Origin of the sequence: Janthinobacterium sp. JC611 (genome assembly GCF_018682595.1) — a bacterium.
Taxonomy (GTDB): domain Bacteria; phylum Pseudomonadota; class Gammaproteobacteria; order Burkholderiales; family Burkholderiaceae_D; genus Janthinobacterium.
Genome location: NZ_JAFLJN010000014.1, coordinates 107,883 through 124,345 on the forward strand (window position 1 = coordinate 107,883; position 16,463 = coordinate 124,345).

General features: G+C 56.4%; 14 protein-coding genes. 12 read left to right on the forward strand and 2 right to left on the reverse strand.

Going from position 1 to position 16,463, the window contains the following annotated elements:
* Position 1 precedes the first annotated feature (1 nt).
* Positions 2-217, reverse strand: coding sequence for an oxidoreductase-like domain-containing protein (locus J0O65_RS09775; protein WP_215406298.1), 216 nt, complete (start codon positions 215-217; stop codon positions 2-4).
* A 364-nt stretch (positions 218-581) separates the two neighbouring features.
* On the opposite strand from J0O65_RS09775, the gene J0O65_RS09780 reads away from it, so the two are divergent.
* Positions 582-2,129, forward strand: a complete 1,548-nt coding sequence (locus J0O65_RS09780; protein ID WP_215406300.1) for a DEAD/DEAH box helicase — start codon at positions 582-584, stop codon at positions 2,127-2,129.
* Positions 2,130-3,083: 954 nt separating this feature from the next.
* Here the strand turns inward: J0O65_RS09780 and J0O65_RS09785 are convergent.
* Positions 3,084-3,422 (reverse strand): hypothetical protein, encoded by a 339-nt coding sequence (locus tag J0O65_RS09785; protein WP_215406301.1) that lies wholly within the window; start codon positions 3,420-3,422, stop codon positions 3,084-3,086.
* A gap of 86 nt (positions 3,423-3,508) precedes the next feature.
* On the opposite strand from J0O65_RS09785, the gene J0O65_RS09790 reads away from it, so the two are divergent.
* The 11 genes from J0O65_RS09790 to J0O65_RS09840 all read left to right on the forward strand — a co-directional run bounded on the left by J0O65_RS09790 (position 3,509) and on the right by J0O65_RS09840 (position 16,405).
* Positions 3,509-4,660: a DegT/DnrJ/EryC1/StrS family aminotransferase gene (locus tag J0O65_RS09790; protein ID WP_353056176.1), complete on the forward strand. Its 1,152-nt coding sequence runs from the start codon at positions 3,509-3,511 to the stop codon at positions 4,658-4,660.
* Positions 4,661-4,665: 5 nt separating this feature from the next.
* Entirely contained in the window at positions 4,666-5,796 is a 1,131-nt protein-coding gene (locus tag J0O65_RS09795; RefSeq protein ID WP_215406303.1) for a DegT/DnrJ/EryC1/StrS family aminotransferase, read from the forward strand.
* Between the two features lie 40 nt (positions 5,797-5,836).
* Positions 5,837-6,850, forward strand: a complete 1,014-nt coding sequence (locus tag J0O65_RS09800) for a nucleoside-diphosphate sugar epimerase/dehydratase (protein WP_070254302.1) — start codon at positions 5,837-5,839, stop codon at positions 6,848-6,850.
* Positions 6,851-6,969: 119 nt separating this feature from the next.
* Positions 6,970-8,478, forward strand: coding sequence for a lipopolysaccharide biosynthesis protein (locus tag J0O65_RS09805; protein WP_215406305.1), 1,509 nt, complete (start codon positions 6,970-6,972; stop codon positions 8,476-8,478).
* Between the two features lie 55 nt (positions 8,479-8,533).
* Positions 8,534-9,718, forward strand: a complete 1,185-nt coding sequence (locus J0O65_RS09810; RefSeq protein ID WP_215406307.1) for a glycosyltransferase family 2 protein — start codon at positions 8,534-8,536, stop codon at positions 9,716-9,718.
* Between the two features lie 108 nt (positions 9,719-9,826).
* Positions 9,827-10,867 carry an EpsG family protein gene (locus tag J0O65_RS09815; RefSeq protein ID WP_215406309.1) on the forward strand — a complete coding sequence of 347 codons (1,041 nt, stop codon included), beginning with the start codon at positions 9,827-9,829 and terminating at the stop codon, positions 10,865-10,867.
* 2 nt (positions 10,868-10,869) lie between these two features.
* Positions 10,870-11,676 (forward strand): glycosyltransferase family 2 protein, encoded by an 807-nt coding sequence (locus J0O65_RS09820; RefSeq protein ID WP_215406311.1) that lies wholly within the window; start codon positions 10,870-10,872, stop codon positions 11,674-11,676.
* A 101-nt stretch (positions 11,677-11,777) separates the two neighbouring features.
* Positions 11,778-12,869, forward strand: coding sequence for a DUF1972 domain-containing protein (locus J0O65_RS09825; protein ID WP_215406313.1), 1,092 nt, complete (start codon positions 11,778-11,780; stop codon positions 12,867-12,869).
* 76 nt (positions 12,870-12,945) lie between these two features.
* Positions 12,946-13,890 (forward strand): UDP-glucose 4-epimerase family protein, encoded by a 945-nt coding sequence (locus J0O65_RS09830; RefSeq protein WP_215406651.1) that lies wholly within the window; start codon positions 12,946-12,948, stop codon positions 13,888-13,890.
* Positions 13,891-14,451, forward strand: a complete 561-nt coding sequence (locus J0O65_RS09835) for a sugar transferase (protein WP_215406315.1) — start codon at positions 13,891-13,893, stop codon at positions 14,449-14,451.
* 40 nt (positions 14,452-14,491) lie between these two features.
* Positions 14,492-16,405 carry a polysaccharide biosynthesis protein gene (locus J0O65_RS09840; RefSeq protein WP_215406317.1) on the forward strand — a complete coding sequence of 638 codons (1,914 nt, stop codon included), beginning with the start codon at positions 14,492-14,494 and terminating at the stop codon, positions 16,403-16,405.
* Positions 16,406-16,463: the final 58 nt, after the last annotated feature.

Consider the following 16,463-nt stretch of genomic DNA (forward strand, 5'->3'; position numbering starts at 1 on the left):
TTCAGAAATTTAAGCGCTTGCGCGGTTTCCTGATGCCCTGGTCGGCGGCGGCTTGCTGGCGCTGTTGCCACGCCCTCAGGGCCTCTTCGTAGGCGGCCAGGTCTTCCTGGTACATCTCCAGCACGCAAAAGGTGCAACCGCTGTGGCAGCACTCGTCATTGCCCGGTTTGCTGGGCGCTTGCGGTTGCGGATCGTGGAGTAATGGCGGCGTGGGCATGGGGCGGCGGAGCAGGCATCGACGTTGGCATAGGAGCTGGCATGATACGGTATCCCGGCGTGCCGTTGCTGGAACGCTTTTTGCTCAAAAATCACGGTTTCCGTGTACAGTTGCGGTGAATTAGGGTATCGTTTACAGCACTGATATTGTATCTTCTGCGCGCGATGTTCCGCCGGCGCGATCTCCGCCGCCATCGCAGCACATCTCTTCGACGCTCCCGCATACGCCATACAGCATGTCCCGGAGCACGGAGGTGCCGCAAGAACAATGATCCATGGCTTGCAAGACGGAGCTGCCTGTGCCCCGAAATGTTGTTTATTGAGAAAGCATGGCTTCCGCAGTGCGGAGGCACACCAGAAAATTTATGTCTGAAACCGAATCGACTCCTACGCCCAGCCCGGCGATTGCCCCTGAAGCGGCGCCCGCCGCTGCACCTGCACCAGTACCTGCCGCATCCACGGCCCCCAGCCTGACTTTTGCCGACTTTGGCCTCGCGCCTGAAATCCAGCGCGCGCTGACCGACCAGGGTTACACCCATCCGACACCGATCCAGGAACAAGCGATCCCCGTGGTGCTGCAAGGCCGCGATGTGATGGGTGCCGCGCAGACGGGCACCGGCAAGACGGCCGGTTTTTCCTTGCCGATCATCCAGTTGCTGATGGCGCATGCCAGCAGCAGCATGTCGCCGGCACGCCATCCGGTGCGCGCGCTGATCCTCACGCCGACGCGTGAGCTGGCGGTGCAGGTGGCCGAGAACGTCAAGGCCTACGCCAAGCACACGCCGCTGCGCTCGACCGTCGTCTTCGGCGGCATGGATATGAAGCCGCAAACCGTCATCCTGCGCGGTGGCGTGGAAATCGTCATCGCCACGCCGGGCCGCCTGCTAGACCATATCGAGCAAAAGAACATCAGCCTGAGCCAGGTGCAGATGCTGGTCATGGATGAAGCCGACCGCATGCTGGACATGGGCTTCTTGCCGGACTTGCAGCGCATCATCAACTTGCTGCCGAAGCAGCGCCAGAACCTGATGTTCTCGGCCACGTTCTCGCCAGAAATCAAGAAGCTGGCCGCGACCTTCCTCAACGATCCGCTGACGATCGAAGTGGCGCGCAGCAACCAGACGGCCGACAAGGTCACGCAAGTGGTGTACAAGGTGACGGAAGACCAGAAGCATGCCCTGGTCGCCCATCTGCTGCGCCAGCGCGACTTGAAGCAGGTCATCGTATTCTCGAATACCAAGATCGGCGCCTCGCGCCTGGCCCGCGTGCTGGAACAGGAAGGCATGAGCGCCACGGCGATTCACGGCGACAAGAGCCAGCAAGAACGCATGGCGGCGCTGGAAGCGTTCAAGAAAGGCGAGATCGACGTGCTGGTGGCCACCGACGTGGCGGCGCGTGGCCTGGACATTTCCGACCTGCCTTGCGTCATCAACTTCGACTTGCCGTACAACGCGGAAGATTATGTGCACCGCATCGGCCGCACGGGCCGCGCCGGCGCCTCGGGCGACGCCATTTCGATCTATTCGGACAAAGACGAGCGCTTGCTGGCCGACATCGAGAAACTCATCAAGCAAAGCATCAAGCGCGGCGAATTGACGGGCTTCAATCCGGCACCCGCCCGCAGCGGTGACAGCGAGCGCCGTCCGCCGCGCCGCAGCGAAGGCGGCGAGGTGCGTCCCGCGCGCGCACCCGACAGCCGCCACGCTGGCGACAGCCGCGATAGCCGCTCCCCCGAGCGTGGCGCGCGTCCCGCCTTTGGCCCCGGTGCCCGCCGCGAGAAGGCCGATCCCTGGTTCCTGAAGCCGTATGAACCCGCCAAGGCAGCAGCCCCGGCTGCCGCCAGCATGGCGCCTGTCGCAGCCAAGCCGAAACAGAAGGTAGCCGCGTTGTTGGGTGGGTTGTTGAAGCAATGATGTTGCATGGGAAATGATGAGGGGTGTAGCTTTTATTCATGGTGTTGATATGGATAGTACTTGTCGCCTGTCAGTATGAAAAAGATGCCCGCCTTCCAAGGTGGGTTTTTTTTCGCGATGCAAATATATTTTTCGATATTCAATCAATGTCCGGCAGTTCCTAATGCCTATGATCATAAATGATTAATTTAGATATTCATCTTCATTTTTCATGTCGCCCGGCTTAGGCTGCAGTTAATAGATATTGTCTTTGTAATTTTTCATATCCATTATTTGAGTGGATACGGCATTCAAGTCCTGCATTCTTTTGCTGCTATATTTCACCTTTTTCCGCCTATTTTTCCTGTGGGGCGGGGCGAGATGGCTGTGGTTCTGCTTGTGCCGGCGGTTCTGTCGTGTGACGACTGATGCAGTCGGCCAAGCCGCAGAGGCGCTTTCCTGATTGTCCTGGGGAGGGCATCGGACGGCTTGAGTGGTCGACATTTTTTGTGACAAGGTGTAAGACACTTTTTTCATTGGATAAATTTGGCATAGGCTATGGCGGAGTTGAACTGCAAGCTATTTTTGTTGTGAAAAGCACCATTTTATTCTGGTCTGCTCTGGTTTCGCTCTGTGTTGCCGTGCCCGCTGCCCGCTCCCGCTGCCCGCTGTCTTGATGATCCTGTGCGCATTGCGAGCCACGTGGCTGTATCTCTGTGCGCGAAAACACCGCAACAGATATTTCCTCTCGCCGCAAGTGCATTTCTCGTGGCGTTATCCTGAAGTGTCACGATTATTTTTTGATAATCTTGATATGTCGCTTGATAGGGAGAGGTTATTCTGTTTCTGGTGTTTTGAGTGCGTTGCTGCTGTATGCATTCTTGAAAAATTCAATATATGCATTGTTGGTGTGTTGCAGTTTCTGTTGGGGGTGATTTAATTTCCGTTGCCCGGCTCTGGTAATAAAGGTGTGTTTCATTTAAAATGAATGCCCGTATTTTGCATTGCTGGTCGTTGATTTTTTTTCAACTTCCAGAGAAAGTTTTTTCTTTCGCAATGAAATGCTTGACCCAGCACAAGGATTTCGGGAACTTTCTTTGTGGGGCGGCGCATGCGAGTCCCACGCGCTGTAGTGTCCGCGCTGTAGTATCTCTTGAGTGCGATTGATGTCACGAGTTGCATTGCATGTCGATCTGCATCCATTCGTGGTGCATGCGTGTCTGGTGTGATGTTGCCAGCATGTGCGGCTTTGGTGGTGCGTCGCCCCATGATCTTGCTGAGATCAAAGAAATTGATCTCGCAATTGATTGTCAAGGCGTTGCACATTGCCTACGCGTGGCAATGTGCGGTGTGACTATTTTATGTCAGCATTGGCGTAGGGGGGGCACAGGAAAGTCGGGGTGCTGCTGCCCCTTTGCGTTGCTGCCCATTGTTTAATGCCTTTGGTAAACCGAGAGTTGAAGATGATTCCTTTAGTAAAAGTTGGCTTCCCTGACAAGCAGGTCCTGATGCCTGCGCTTGAGCAAGTGCTGTATAGCGGCCAAGTCGGGGAGGGGGAGCTGGTCTACGAATTTGAGCGGCGTTTCGCCGAGCATTTTGGTTTGCCTTTTGCATTGGGGATGAGCAGTGGTACGGCAGCATTGCATGCAGCATTGCATCTGGCTGGGGTAGGACCTGGCGATGAGGTCATTTCGACCAGCATGACGGCGGAGCCAACGAATGTCGTTATCCTGCAAATGGGCGCTGTGCCCGTGTTTGCCGATGTCGATGCGCTTTCCGGCAACCTTGACCCCGCCGCCATCGAGGCAGGCATCACCAGCAAGACCAAGGCTATCCTGGTGGTGCACTATGCCGGCATGCCGGTGCGACTGGCCGAGATCGCCGCCATCGCGCGTCGTCACGGCATTGCGTTGATCGAAGATTGTGCGCATGCCATGGGGGCGCGCTACGATGGCGCGGCAATTGGCACCATTGGCGACTTTGCCATTTTCTCGCTGCAAGCCATCAAGCACATGACAACCGTTGACGGTGGCATGTTGACCATGCGCGATGCGTCGCTGATCCGGGAAGCAAAGAAATTCCGCTGGTTCGGATTGGAAAAGGGCGTGCCGCGTACCGAAGTCGACATCACGTCCATCGGTTACAAATACAATATGAATAATGTGACGGCCACGTTTGGGCTGGCGCAACTGCAAGACATTGATGCCCGTGTATTGAACCCGCACAAGGAAAACGGCCGTTATTTTGACCGTGCCATCGGCGCCATCCCGGGTCTTGCCGTGGCCGCGTTCGACGAGCTGGCCGAGCCCAGCTACTGGCTGTACACCGTCTTGTCGGATGACTCCGCCGATGTCGAGCGCCGGCTTGCCGCCATCGGCGTGTCGGCGTCGAAGCTGCATCGCCCGAACCACTTGCATAGCATTTTCAAGGAACTGGCCGCTCCCCTGCCGCAGCTCGATACCTACTATCGCCGCATGGTGCATATCCCGTGCGGCTGGTGGCTGGGTGCGGAAGATCGCGAGCGCATTGTCGAAGCCTTGAAAAAAGGGTGACGTCCATGTCCGTACTGCCTTTGTTTGGCGTGGTAAATACGCCCGAGATGGAAGCGGCGGCCCTGGCCGTATTGCGCTCGGGGCGCATTGCCTCCGGCCCGCACGTTGCCGCATTCGAGGCTGGCCTGGGGGAATTGCTGGACCAGTCGCATGTCGTGACCACCGTGGATATGACCAGTGCGCTGCACCTGGCCTTGTATCTGGCGGGCGTACGTCCGGGCGATGACGTGCTGACCACGGCTTTTGCCTGCATGTCGACCAATTCGGCCATTGCCGGCTGCGGGGGGCGCCCCGTCTGGGTGGATGTGGCACCCGCATCGGCCTGTATGGACGTGGCCGATTTTGAGCGTGCCATCACGCCGGCCACGCGCGCAGTGATTCTGTATCACCTGGCCGGCTATCCTGGCCCGGCGCAGGCGATCGCTGAAATTTGCCGCCAGCGCGGCATCGTTTTGATCGAAGATTGCGATAACGCCTTGCTGGCGACAGTCGATGGTCAACAGGTGGGTACGTTCGGTAATTTTGCGGTGTTTTCTTTTTATCCGAACCGGCAAATCAATACCACCGAGGGTGGCGCGCTGGCGTGCCGTGACCCGGACGATGCTGCGCGCGCGCGCAAGCTGCGCCGTTTCGGTATCGATGCCGGCAGTTTTCGCACCTCGGCTGGTGAAATCAATCCGCAGTCCGATATTCCCGTCATTGGCTGGTCGATGGCCATGAATAATTTGTGTGCGGCGCTGGGCTCTGTACAATTGCAGGGAGTCGCGCAGCGCATGTCACAAACGCGCCTGCATGCACAGCAGATCAAAGATGGGCTGGCTTCCTGTGCCGGCTTGACCCTGTTGACGCCGAGCGCCGGAGCGCTGCCGTCATATTGGGCCGTACTAATTGCGGTTGAGCAACGTGACGTTGTACTGCCAGCGCTGAAAGCGCGCGGCGTAGCAGCGTCAATCTTGCATCAACGCAATGATATTTATTCCGGGTTTGCGGCTTGTCGCCGTGAATTGCCGAATACCGACATATTACAACGTAGCATAATCGCCCTGCCGTGTGGCTGGTGGCTTTCCGCGCAGGACATCGAGCAATTGATCGCTGCCGTGAAGAGCGCGCTGCACGAGTCTGCCGGTCAGGCCTGACGGCAGCGCCATTTTTAATTCTACCTTTACCTGGACTGACATGTTTGATAATAAAGTTTTAATGATTACTGGCGGCACTGGATCGTTTGGCAATACCGTGTTGAACAGATTCTTAAACACGAATGTCAAAGAGATCATTGTTTTTAGCCGCGACGAGAAGAAGCAAGAGGACATGCGGATCGCGTTGAACAACGATAAGGTCAAATTTCATATCGGCGATACGCGCGATTACCAGAGTGTCGCGCAGGCGATGGCTGGTGTGGATTATGTTTTCCACGCGGCGGCACTCAAGCAGGTACCGTCCTGCGAGTTTTATCCCATGGAAGCGGTGCGGACCAATGTGCTGGGTACGGAAAATGTGCTGAATGCGGCGATCGCCAATAACGTTCAAAAAGTCATTTTGCTGAGTACTGACAAGGCGGTGTATCCCATTAATGCAATGGGTATCTCCAAAGCCATGGCCGAAAAAGTGCTGGTTGCCAAGTCGCGCATGGTGCGCCCAGGCGGCCCGGTAATGTGCGCCACGCGTTATGGCAATGTAATGGCATCGCGTGGTTCGGTGATTCCGCTGTTTATTGAAAAGCTCAAGGCTGGCGTGCCGCTGACGGTGACCGATCCGGAAATGACCCGTTTTCTGATGTCCCTGGAAGATTCGGTTGACCTGGTCATTCATGCTTTCGAGCATGGACAGCAAGGCGATATTTTTGTGCAGAAGGCGCCTGCCAGCACCATCGAAGTACTGGCGCAGGCGATCCAGGAACTGTTTTCCAGCAATGTGCCCGTCAAGGTGATCGGTACCAGGCATGGTGAAAAGCTGTACGAGTCGCTGGTGTCGCGCGAAGAGATCGCCAAGGCAGAGGACATGGGCGATTATTATCGCGTGCCGGCCGATAACCGCGATTTGAACTACGATAAATTCATCCTGGATGGACAGCCAGAGGTGAACCAGGCGCAGGACTACACCTCGCATAATACGCAGCGCCTCGATGTCGAAGGCGTCAAGAAATTGCTGCTGTCGCTTGATTATGTGCAGCAGGAATTGAAAAATAGCTGATAAGCAGCGGAAATGGTACGGCATCGATAACTGATGTCGAACATATTGCTTTAATAATTATAATAAAAATGTAATAAAAATGAAATCTCCTATCTTGCTGCACCATTCCCCGGATATTCATGATTAAGCGGAATATCACTGCCAATATCGTGGGACGTGCATGGGGCTTCATTTCAGTGTATCTGTTTGTGCCCCTGTATCTGCACATGCTGGGGGCGGAAGCATATGGCCTGGTAGGGTTTTATTCCACACTGCTCGGTGTCATGGCCTTTGCCGACATGGGATTTTCCGCCACCTTGAATCGCGAGATGGCACGCCTGTCAGCGAGCGCGAATGCGGCGCAGGAGCGGCGCGACCTGTTGCGCACCTACGAGTTGAGCTACCTGGTGATTTGCTGCGTGATCGCCGTGGCGCTGTGGCTGGGCGCGCCATTGATTACCGAGCATTGGTTGCAGGCCAGCACCCTGCGTTCCGACGACATCACCTTGGCGATCCGGCTGATGGGTGTTGCCATTGCGTTCCAGTTGCCATCCGGCTTGTACATCGGTGGCTTGATGGGCTTGCAGCAACAGGTACGCGCGAACTTCCTGCAGATCGCCTGGAGCGCCTACCGGGGCTTTGGCACCCTGTTGGTGCTGTGGCTGTTTTCGCCAACGATCGTCACCTTTGCTATCTGGCAACTGGTGGCGAACGCGATTTATTGCATTACGGTACGGCATGGCTTGTGGCATGCGCTGAAAACCGATGGTGTGCGTGCCGTCGGCTTTTTCCGCAAGCAAGTGTTTCACAATACCTGGCGCTATGCGTCAGGAATGGCGGGCATGGCGCTGCTGTCGATTTTGCTGACCCAAATCGATAAGTTGACGGTTAGTAAAATGCTGTCGCTTGAAATGCTGGGCTTTTATACGCTGGCCGGGACGCTTGCATCGGTCCCGTTGATATTGGCCAGCCCAATTGCCTCGGCAATTTTCCCGCGCTTTACAGAATTGGTCGCACGCAATGAGCCCGAGCAGCTCATTGCCCTGTATCACCGGACCTGCCAGTTTGTTGCCATCGTAACCGTGCCTGGCTGCCTGGTAGTGGCGCTGTTTTCGCAAGATGTGATTTATTTATGGACCGGTTCCGCAGCCAGTGCCCAGGCCGCCGCACTCGCCGCCTCGCTGTTACTCGGCGGGCAAGTATTGCAGGCGCTGACAGTGGTGCCATATTACCTGGCCCTGGCGCACGGCAATATTCGCTTGAATTTGCAGGTCGGCATTGTATCCGTCGTCGTCGTGACGCCGATGATGATTTACCTCGTGCTGCATCATGGTCTGGCCGGGGCTGGCTTGTCATGGCTGATCATGAACCTGTGCACGATGCCGCCGTATATGTATTTCTTGCATCGCAATTTTTTGCCGGGCCAGTTTGGACGGTGGTTCCGGCAAAGCCTGGCATTGCCGGTGCTGGCCAGTTTGCCATGCCTGATGTTGGGTTACTGGTGCCTCTCTACCATTGATGACCGCTGGCCGCGCTTGTTGCTTATCGCTGTGACGGCAGTACTGTCCGTTGCATGCAGTGCGCTGTGCGCGCCAGATATCCGGCGTTGGCTGGCTAACACCAGATTTATCCGACGGCTGCCGCATTAAGGCAGCATCTGACATTGTTGATACACCACCCATTTGTTTATACATAATACTTATAATGCCTCTTCTGTCTGCCATCATTCCTACGCATAATCGTCAACGCTATGCGATCAATGCGATTACCACCATCCTGACAAATTTTCCGGATACGGAAGTCGTTGTGTCGGATACCAGCGATACGATGCAAATTGCTGAAGAACTGGGGCATTGGATCGAATCGGGACGGCTGATTTATCACCATCCGCAACGTCCGATGGATGTGGTCAGCAATTTTCAGAATGGACTGCGCCTGGCAACCGGCGATTATCTGATCTTCCTCGGCGACGACGATTGCCTGGGACCCGGTGCGGAAGAGCTGGCGCGCTGGGCACGCGATACGCAGGTCGAAGCGGCCGCCTGTTCCCTGGGCGCCGCTTACTTCTGGCCGGACTTCAAGTCCCTGTATTTCGGGGCCGACTTTACGGCCAAGCTGACGGTGCAGCCATTTGCCGCCACCATTTCCCCGCTCGACGGACCGCAGGTGCTGCAGCAGGCATTGAAAAATCTGGGAACGGGCGTCATGTCCATGCCACGCGCCTATCTGGGCATGATGTCGCGTGCGCTTGCCGAACGTATCGAGCAAAAATATGGTTCGCTGTTTGGCGGAGTCAGTCCGGACATCTATAGCGCGGCACTGATTGCCGAGGAGTCGCGCAGCAGCGTGCAGATCGACTTTCCCTTTATTATCGCGGGTAGTTCGGGTGGCAGCACCTCGGGACAAAGTGCGGAAGGCGGGCACAAGGGTGGCTTGCGCGACAATGCGCACATCGGCGCCTTCACCAATCTGGTGTGGGACCCCTTGATCCCCGAGTTCTACAGCGTGCCAACGGTCTGGTCTTACTCATTCAAGGCGGCGATCGATAAGATCGGCAAAGCCGAGTATCGGCCCAATCTGCCCCGCATGTATGCCAAGTGCTGCCTGCATCATCCTAAATATTGGCGTGAAACGAAGGCTTCCCTGTGTGCCTATGTCAAGCGCGAACGTTATAGCCCCGCCTGTTTATCGTTCATATGGGAACTGGGCCGCGAGTTTTCACGCCGGGCTTATCGTTTTATGCAGATCAAATTCAAACCTGCCATTAACCGCCAGGCATATGCTCAGCAAAATCTGACGAATATTGGCGAGGCATATGCGCATTTGTTGACGCATGTGCAACCGAGTCTGAGCCAGTTGCAATCCGCCATGAAAGAATTCAAGCGCTGAGATGGCGTCGGAGTGCGTAGCCGGGCCCTTCGGTGCCTGGCACGCAGCGCCGCAGATGTTGCGTTTCTGTAGCGCAAGTTCGGCGCGCCCCCGTTTGAAAAAAGAAAAATGCCAATCGGTCAAGTTTATATACTCGCTTTCCTGCCGGTCTTGATACTCGGGATGTTTACCCAGGATAAGTCGCGTCTGTCATTTCAGATTGCGATGTGCTGCCTGATCACCTTGTGCGCCTTTGCCTTCCGTTCGCCGGAATTCGGCACGGATTCCTCGACATACCTGAACTATTTCTTGACGGCTTGCCAAGGAGGCGGCGGCGCCATCGAAGCCGATGACTATTCCTTCTATGTCATGGACTTCTTTTTCTCGATGGCGCCCGGGGCATTGTGCAACCGGTATGCATTCGCGAGCATCTGGATTCTCTTCATCGTGTTGCCGATTTTGTTTATGAAAGGAAATATCCGGGTCAAGTTCTTCATGCTGTTTTTCCTGGTTATTTCTCCGGTCGGCACCGAGTTCTTTACAAATGCATTCAGGCAATCCGCATCGGCCATCCTGTTTTGCGTGGCTGTCTCGCGCGGAATGAAAAGCAAGTCTGGCCTGGTCTTCCTGGTCCTGTCGCTGCTGTTGCACAAAAGTTCATTGCTATTGCTGGCAATTTATCTGTTGTCATGCTGTGACATGCGGCGTTTGCTCCAGGGCGGCCTGGTGGCCTTGCTTTGCCTGTTTATTGTCCCGGCGGACAGCGTCCTGTATGCACCCGTCAACGGTTTTATCTACGAGGTCACGAAATATCTGGCGCATGATAACGATGAGATTTTGGCGCGGATCAGTATCTATGCCAGTTTTTTCTGTCTGTATGCGTTCATGCGCCATTTGAACAAGCGGGAATATATCGACCTGAAGCCCTATGCGAGTTTCCTGTGGCTGCTGTTTATCGCCAGCGTGCTGCTGTTCCCGCTGCCGTACTTCAGCTATCGTTTTGTGTATTCGATATATCCGATCTTTGTGTGGTGCTTTGCCTATGAGCTTGAGCGCAGCCGAGCCCTGGAGATGTACCCGCGCGTGTACTGCTATGTTCTCGTGTCATTTGGACTGACCATCGCTTTCCTGCTTGGTTCGTCTTCCATTAATTCGGTGAGCTTCTTCTAATTATGACTATCGGAAAAACATTTGGCATTACCGTGGTCATTCCCGCGTATGCGCGCCATGAGGCTTTGCTTGATGCCATCGAGTCCGTCACGACCAGCGCCATTGAGCAGGTTGAGATCGTGGTTGTCGACGACTGCTCGCCCAATCTGGTGCTGGCCGAGAAATTGCCCGTTTGTAATTCGTCGGGCGTGCCGGTACGGGTTTACCGCCTGGCGAAAAACAGTGGCCCCCAGTCGGCACGCAACCTGGGCGTGCGCCGCGCGCGCTTCAGTTTCGTGGCGTTTCTGGACTCGGATGACCGGTTTGCTCCAGAGAAGATTGATTTCCTGCTTGGCTACCTGAAGCAGGGGACGTGTGACATTGTTTATCATCCCGTCGATACACCGACGAATATCAATGCCATCAATGCGCGCTGGTATGCGGGGCGCCTGCGCCATTTGCCGTTCAAGTATCTGCTGGCGGCGCTCAATCCCGTGTACACCCCCTGCCTGGCAGTACGGCGTAACCTGGGCCTGGGCGTGCCGTTGATGCGCTATTGCGAAGATTATGCGTATCTGCTCAATATTAATGCGCGTGCCAAGGCGGTACATTTCGTTCCTCTGCCGATGACGACGCTGTCGCGCGCGCCGGGCAGCACGGGCGGCCTGTCCTCCGCACTGTTCAAGATGCGCATGAATGAATTCCGCGCAAAGAAAGTGATGCTGCGCCATTGGCGCTTTTATGGCATCGGCTGTCTGATGATTTCCGTCGCATTCGGTTGCTTGAGAATATTGTCAGATGTGCTGAAGCTAAGGTATTTCCGGAAATAATTACCTGTATTGCCTATCGTATCGTCTTGCCGCAGGCCGTGTGCAGAGGATACGCGAGAGGCATTTGTGTTGAATGACAAGTTAAAAATGAAGGTTGGTAAATGAAGATTGCAATTATTGGAACGGTGGGCTTGCCGGCAAAATACGGTGGCTGGGAAACCCTGACCGAGCACCTGACGGATAATCTGAGCGACAAGTTTGATATCACCGTATACTGCAGTGGTAAAAAATATGCCGAGCAGCCGCCGACGTACAAGGGCGTCAAGCTGAAATATGTCAATCTGGACGCGAATGGCGTGCAGAGTATTCCATACGATATCGTTTCCATGCTATCCGCATTACGCTATGCGGATGTGCTGGTGATCCTCGGGGTCTCAGGCTGTATTTTCTTGCCTGTTATTAAGTTGCTGAGCAAAAAGAAAGTCATCGTCAATATCGATGGCATGGAATGGCGCCGCGCCAAATGGGGACGTTTCGCCAAATGGTTCCTGAAGCTTTCCGAGGCGACGGCGGTGCGTTTTGCCGACGTGACGATTGCGGACAACAAGGCGATTCAGCAATACGTCAGCGCGCAATATGGCCGCCCCAGCGAACTGATTGCGTATGGTGCCGACCATGTGACGCAGCAGCCCATCAGCGGCGAGGTACTGCAGCGCTTTCCCTTCTTGCAGCATGACTATGCCTTCAAGGTATGCCGCATCGAGCCGGAAAATAATGTGCACTTGATCATCGATGTCTTTGCTGCGCAGACGCGCATGCCCCTGGTGATTGTCGGTAATTGGGCCAATAGCGCGTACGGGCAGGAGCTGAAGCAAAAATATGCGCACGTGGCGCATGTGCACCTGCTTGATCCGATTTATGACCAGGCCATCCTGAACCAGTTGCGCAGCAATTGCCGCATGTATGTGCATGGCCACAGCGCCGGTGGAACGAATCCTTCGTTGGTGGAAGCGATGTACCTGGGCTTGCCCATTCTGGCATTTGGCGTGAGCTATAACCGGGAAACAACGCAAAATCAGGCACGGTACTTCGACGATGAAGCCGGCTTGCTGGCCATTCTCAATACCGTGCAGCCAGATGAGCTGCAAGCGATTGGGCGTACCATGAAGCGGATCGCCGAAGAAAATTATACGTGGAGCACCATTTCGGCGAAGTATGCCGCCTTGTTTGACACGCCGCGCCAGCTGCGCTAATGGCAGGATAAGCCGCCCATGCGGCGCGCAGGATGCCGGCCCGGTGTCCTGTCCCGAGGTTTTTGATTAGGAATGTATTGTGGTGTTATTGACTGGAGCGACCGGATTTGTCGGCGCCGCATTGATTGAACGGCTGGCCCGCATGGGCGATGGACACATTCGTGCCTGCACGCGCGATGCCGCCGCCGTGTTTCCCGAGACGGTGGAAACGTTTGTCATCGATGATCTGTCCGGCCAGACATGCTGGGATCATGCTTTCGACTCGGTGAGTGTCGTCGTGCATGCCGCGGCGCGCGTGCATGTGATGAACGAGACGGCGGCCGATCCGCTGCAGGAATTTCGCCGCGTGAATGTCGATGGCACGCTGCACCTGGCGCGTTGCGCCGCGCGCGCGGGGGTACGGCGTTTTGTGTTTATCAGTTCCATCAAGGTGAATGGCGAAGCGACGCTGCCTGGACAGGCCTTCTCGGAAAGCGATGTTCCGGCACCGTCGGATCCATATGGTATTTCCAAGCTGGAAGCCGAGCAGGGATTGTTTGCGCTGGCCCAGGAAACCGGCATGCAGGTGGTGGTGATACGGCCGCCGCTGGTGTATGGGCCTGGCGTCGGGGCCAATTTCCTCAGCATGATGCGCTGGCTGCGGCGCGGCGTGCCGCTGCCGCTGGGAGCGATCCAGAACCGGCGCAGCCTGGTTGCGCTGGGCAATTTGGCGGACCTGGTTGCCGTATGCGCGGAACACCCGGCGGCGGCCAATCAGGTCTGGCTGGCGGCCGATGGCGAAGACTTGTCGACGAGCCAGCTGCTGCGCCGTATGGGCCAGGCGCTGGGCAAGCCTGCGCGGCTGCTGCCGGTGCCGGCATGGATGCTGGGCGCGGCATGCGCGGTGATCGGCAAGCGCGGCTTCGCACAGCGCTTGTGCGGCTCCTTGCAGGTGGATATTTCAAAGGCGCGACAGCTGCTTGGCTGGGTGCCGCCGTTGAGTGTGGATGAAGGTTTGCGCCGTGCGGCGCGGGGAAATTAAATGAAACGTTTGTTTGATGTAAGTGTTGCCTTGCTGGCTATTGCCGTGCTGTCCATACCGCTGCTGGTGGTGGCCGTGCTGGTCAAACTGACCTCGCCCGGGCCCATCGTGTATTGGTCGGACCGGGTGGGACGCCATAACCGTATTTTCCGGATGCCGAAATTTCGCACCATGCGTGTGGATACCCCGGCGGTCGCGACCCATTTGCTGTCCGATCCCAAGCGTTTCCTGACGCCGGTCGGCCCGTTCCTGCGTAAATCCAGCCTGGATGAGTTGCCGCAGCTGTGGAGCATCCTTGCCGGTGACATGAGTTTTGTCGGCCCGCGTCCCGCGCTGTTCAACCAGGATGACCTGATTGCCTTGCGCACCGAATATGGCGTAGACCAGGTATTGCCGGGCTTGACCGGCTGGGCGCAAATCAACGGCCGCGATGAATTGCCGATACCGGACAAGGTTCGCCTGGATGCCGAATATCTGCAGCGCCAGTCGTTTTTACTCGACTTGAAAATTATCTTCCTGACTTTCCTGAAAGTGGTGCGTCGCGATGGCATCACGCATTGATGCCCAGGTTGCGCCTGCATATTGAGATTGGTAAGAATTGATGACTCCTTTATCGAATTTCCCGCGCTTGCAAAAGCAGCTGATCGCCGCCTCTGCGGACATGTTCTTTTTGCCACTGACATTTTGCGTGGCGATACTGCTGCGCTTTGACGGTGTCAGCCTCGCCGTATTCCGCCCGTACTTCTGGCTGATTCTGCTGGCGCCACTGATCTCGATTCCGATCTTTATCAAGCTGGGACTGTATCGCGCGGTGATCCGCTTTATCGACTACAAGATAGTCTACGTGGTGGTGCTGGGCGTGACGCTGTCGGTGGCGGTCTTGCTGGCCTTCGCGGCCTTCTCGACGCACATGATCGGCCTGTCGCGCGGTGTCTTTGGCATTTACTGGGTCAGTGCGATCATGTACGTGACGGCCAGCCGTTTCATGGCGCGCGGTTATTTCGCGCGGGTATCGGGCGTGACCGGTGGCATCCCTGTCGCCATTTATGGCGCCGGCGCTTCCGGCAGCCAGTTGGCACAGACGCTGAGCTATGGCACCGAGTACCGCCCGGTGGCGCTGATCGATGAGAAAAAAGAGCTGCACGGCGCAATCATCGCCGGCATTCGCGTGTATGCCCCTGAAGACTTGCCGGAACTCGTGGCGGACAAGGGCATCACCAAGATCCTGGTGGCCCTGCCATCCTTGTCGCGTGCACAGCAGCGCCGTATCCTCGACAAGCTGGAACCGCTGAAGATCAAGACGCTGGTGACCCCGCCGATCAAGAGCTTGATCAGCGGTCTGGTTCGCTTGCAGGACTTGCGCGAGATCGAGATCGAGGATTTGCTGGGCCGTGACGCTGTCGAGCCTGACCATGACTTGATGGCCATGTGTATCACTGGAAAGACCGTCATGGTCACGGGCGCCGGCGGCTCCATCGGTTCCGAATTGTGCCGCCAGATTCTGCGGCAGCGGCCTGCGCGCCTGATCTTGCTCGAGATGTCGGAATTTGCCCTGTATACCATCGAACAGGAATTGCAGGGCTTGCGCAAGGCGCAGCATATCGAACTCGAGCTGTTGCCATTCCTGGGCTCCGTCCTGGAAACCGAGAAATGCGAAAAGATCCTGCGCACGTTCAAGGTGGAAACGGTATATCACGCAGCCGCCTACAAGCATGTGCCGTTGGTGGAGCATAACCCGATCGAGGGGATACGCAACAATGCCCTGGGGACGCTGAGCATGGCACGGGCCGCCATCGCCGCCGGAGTGAAACGCTTTGTGCTGATTTCCACCGACAAGGCCGTGCGCCCGACCAATGTCATGGGCTCGACCAAGCGCCTGGCGGAATTGATCTTGCAGGCATTTTCACGCGAACAGGACAAGACGCGTTTCTGCATGGTGCGCTTTGGCAATGTGCTGGGCTCATCCGGTTCTGTCGTCCCCCTGTTCCGCAAGCAGATCATGGCAGGCGGTCCCATCACCATTACCCATCCGGAAATCACGCGTTACTTCATGACCATTCCGGAGGCCGCACAGCTGGTACTGCAAGCGGGCGCCATGGGCGAAGGGGGCGATGTCTTTGTGCTGGACATGGGCGATCCCGTGAAGATCGTCGATCTGGCCAAGCGCATGGTGCATCTGAGCGGCCTGGAAGTGCGTGGCGAACAGACGCCGAATGGCACCATTGATATCCATCATGTGGGCTTGCGTCCCGGTGAAAAATTGTATGAGGAACTGCTGATCGGCGATAACGTTGAAGGTACCGATCATCCCTTGATCATGCGTGCCCAGGAAGCCGAATTGCCCTGGCCGCAGCTGGAGTTGCTGCTCGATGACTTGACGCAAGCATGCGCACGGTTTGATCATGAAGCCGTACGCGCCTTGCTGCTGCAGGCGGTCACCGAATATGCACCGCAGTGCGGTATTGAAGATTTGATCTGGTGCGCCCGTGGCGATGCCGCATCGCCGCCGCCTTGAGCAAGCAGGCACAGTCTGCACACCTCGTGCCTTGCGGTACCGGTGATGGATATATTTA

Bases quoted from the DNA above. Each gene is read 5' to 3' on its own strand.
- J0O65_RS09780 (WP_215406300.1), top strand. From the start codon at position 582: ATGTCTGAAACCGAATCGACTCCTACGCCCAGCCCGGCGATTGCCCCT.
- J0O65_RS09825 (WP_215406313.1), top strand. From the start codon at position 11,778: ATGAAGATTGCAATTATTGGAACGGTGGGCTTGCCGGCAAAATACGGT.
- J0O65_RS09805 (WP_215406305.1), top strand. From the start codon at position 6,970: ATGATTAAGCGGAATATCACTGCCAATATCGTGGGACGTGCATGGGGC.
- J0O65_RS09795 (WP_215406303.1), top strand. From the start codon at position 4,666: ATGTCCGTACTGCCTTTGTTTGGCGTGGTAAATACGCCCGAGATGGAA.
- J0O65_RS09775 (WP_215406298.1), bottom strand. From the start codon at position 217: ATGCCCACGCCGCCATTACTCCACGATCCGCAACCGCAAGCGCCCAGC.
- J0O65_RS09820 (WP_215406311.1), top strand. From the start codon at position 10,870: ATGACTATCGGAAAAACATTTGGCATTACCGTGGTCATTCCCGCGTAT.
- J0O65_RS09840 (WP_215406317.1), top strand. From the start codon at position 14,492: ATGACTCCTTTATCGAATTTCCCGCGCTTGCAAAAGCAGCTGATCGCC.
- J0O65_RS09810 (WP_215406307.1), top strand. From the start codon at position 8,534: ATGCCTCTTCTGTCTGCCATCATTCCTACGCATAATCGTCAACGCTAT.
- J0O65_RS09815 (WP_215406309.1), top strand. From the start codon at position 9,827: ATGCCAATCGGTCAAGTTTATATACTCGCTTTCCTGCCGGTCTTGATA.
- J0O65_RS09800 (WP_070254302.1), top strand. From the start codon at position 5,837: ATGTTTGATAATAAAGTTTTAATGATTACTGGCGGCACTGGATCGTTT.
- J0O65_RS09835 (WP_215406315.1), top strand. From the start codon at position 13,891: ATGAAACGTTTGTTTGATGTAAGTGTTGCCTTGCTGGCTATTGCCGTG.